1 protein-coding gene is annotated in these 3,083 nt (G+C 61.7%); it reads left to right on the top strand.

The window, feature by feature from the left end:
* A partial coding sequence (locus AACY19_RS26460) for an immunoglobulin-like domain-containing protein (protein WP_339454450.1) occupies positions 1-3,083 on the top strand: 3,083 nt, incomplete at both ends.

Genomic DNA, 3,083 nt, shown 5'->3' with positions numbered 1-3,083 from the left:
CCCGGCTGGCTCGCCGGTGACTGTGACCCTGTCGAACGGTTCGATCATTACCATCGAAACCGGCAAAACCACTGGCACCGTCACTGTTCCAGCGCCTGCCGATGACGTCTACAAAGACGCCGGCAAACTCGAAGTCACCATCAAGGACGCCACTGGCGGTAACTTCGAGAACCTGGTGCCGAGCACCACACCAGCCGTGACCGAAGTGACGGACACCATTGACACCTCGACCGTGAAACTGACGGCTGACACCACTGTGGCCGAAGGTGGCACCGTCACTTACACAGCAACCGTCGGCGCGCCGGTGACCGGTTCGCCCGTGGTTGTAACGCTGGCCAATGGTCAAAACATCACCATCGAAGTCGGCAAAACCACCGGCACCGTGACCACCACTGCGCCTAACGATGCGTTGACCGGCAATGCGCCGCTGACCAACTCGATCACCGGCGTTTCCGGCGGTAATTACGAAGATCTGGTCGCCGACAAAACCCCGGTATCGACCACTGTTACCGACGTTGCCGACACCACCAACCTGTCGCTGAGCGCAACCGGCTCCGTGGCCGAGGGTGGTTCGATCGTTTACACCGCGACCCTGACCAATCCGGCCGGCTCGCCAGTCACCGTGAACCTGTCGAACGGTTCGGTAATCACCATCGAAGCAGGTAAAACCACAGGCACCGTGACGGTTCCAGCACCCGCCGATGACGTCTACAAAGACGCCGGCAAAGTCGAAGTCACCATCAAGGACGCCACTGGCGGTAACTTCGAGAACCTGGTGCCGAGCACCACACCAGCCGTGACCGAAGTGACGGACACCATTGACACATCGACGGTCAAACTGACCGCCACCGAGTCTACGGCTGAAGGTGGCACCGTCACTTACACCGCCACTGTTGGCGCTCCGGTCACCGGTTCGCCTGTCGTCGTGACGCTGGCCAACGGTCAGAACATCACCATTGAAGTCGGCAAAACCACTGGCACCGTGACCACCACCGCGCCGAACGATGCGTTGACTGGCCACGCGCCGCTGACCAACGCGATCACCGACGTTTCCGGCGGCAACTACGAAAACCTCGTGGCCGACAAAACCCCTGTCAGCACCACCGTTACCGATACTGTCGACACCACCAACCTGTCGCTGAGCGCGACCGGCTCGGTCAACGAAGGCGGCCAGATCACCTACACGGCGACCCTGACCAATGCTGCTGGCTCGCCAGTCACCGTGACCCTGTCGAACGGCGCAGTGATCACCATCGACGCCGGCAAAACCACTGGCACCGTCACTGTCGACGCGCCGAAAGATGACGTCTACAAAGATGCCGGCACGGTTGAAGCGACCATCAAAGGCGCGACCGGTGGCGACTTCGAGAACCTGGTCACCAGCACAGCGCCAGCGGTCACCACGGTCAACGACACCATCGACACCTCCACCGTGTCGCTGACCGCCACGGCGAACGTCGCTGAAGGCGAAACCGTGGTCTACACCGCGACCGTGACCGCGCCAGTCACTGGCTCGCCGGTTGTCGTGAACCTGTCCAACGGCCAGACCATTACCATCGCTGTCGGTGAAACTACCGGCTCGGTGAACTTCGTTGCACCGAATAGCCCTCTGGCCGGCGGCAGCTCGCTGAGCGTGACCATCGACGGCGCCACGGGCGGCAATTACGAAAAACTGGCGGTCGACGGCAAGTCCGCCGACACCACGGTTTCGGACACCACCGACACCACCAACCTGAACCTGACCGCGACCGATTCGGTGGCTGAAGGCGGGTCGATCGTTTACACCGCGACGCTGACCAACCCGGCCGGCACCCCGGTGACCGTGACCCTGAGCAACGGCTCGGTGATCACCATCGAAGCCGGCAAAACCACCGGCACCGTCACTGTTCCAGCGCCTGCCGATGACGTTTACAAAGACGCCGGTAAAGTCGAAGTCACTATCAAGGATGCAACGGGCGGCAACTTCGAGAATCTGGTGCCGAGCACCGTGCCGGCCGTGACCAATGTCACCGATACCCTCGACACCACCACCGTCAAACTCACCGCGACCGAGTCCGCGGCCGAAGGTGGCACCGTCACTTACACCGCCACTGTTGGCGCTCCGGTCACCGGTTCGCCTGTCGTCGTGACGCTGGCCAACGGTCAGACCATCACCATTGGTGTTGGCCAGACCACCGGCACCGCGACCACCACTGCGCCGAACGATGCATTGACCGGCCACGCACCGATCACCAATGCGATCACTGAGGTGAGCGGCGGCAACTACGAAAATCTGGTGGCCGACAAGACCCCGGTTTCGACCAATGTCACCGACACTGTCGACACCACTAACCTGTCGCTGAGCGCAACCGGCTCCGTGGCCGAGGGCGGTTCGATTGTTTACACCGCAACCCTGACCAATGCCGCTGGTTCGCCAGTGACCGTGACTTTGTCCAACGGCGCCGTCATCACCATCGAAGCCGGCAAAACCACCGGCACCGTGACTGTTCCTGCGCCGACTGATGACGTCTACAAAGACGCCGGCAATGTGCAGGCGACCATCAGCACCGCTACCGGTGGCAACTTCGAGAATCTGGTGCCGAGCACGGTTCCAGCCGTCACCGAAGTGACTGACACCATCGACACCTCGACCGTGAAACTGACGGCTGATACCTCGGTGGCTGAAGGCGGCACTGTTACTTACACCGCCACTGTTGGCGCGCCAGTCACCGGCTCGCCTGTCACCGTGACGCTGGCCAACGGTCAGAACATCACCATCGAAGTCGGTAAAACCACCGGCACCGTGACCTTCACCGCACCGAACGATGCGCTGACCGGTCAGGCCTCGCTGACCAACTCGATCACTGGGGTTTCCGGCGGCAACTACGAAAACCTCGTAGCCGACAAGACTCCGGTCAGCACCACCGTGACCGACACCGTCGACACGACAAACCTGTCGCTGAGCGCCACGGGATCTGTGGCCGAGGGCGGTTCGATTGTTTACACCGCAACCCTGACCAATGCCGCTGGTTCGCCAGTGACCGTGACTTTGTCCAACGGCGCCGTCATCACCATCGAAGCCGGCAAAACCACCGGCACCGTGA

The sequence above is a fragment of the Pseudomonas sp. EA_5y_Pfl2_R50 genome (assembly GCF_963970475.1).
In the GTDB taxonomy this organism is placed as follows: Bacteria; Pseudomonadota; Gammaproteobacteria; order Pseudomonadales; family Pseudomonadaceae; genus Aquipseudomonas.
Note: the sequence above shows the minus strand (reverse complement) of the source record. Positions and strands in the feature narration are given on the sequence as shown.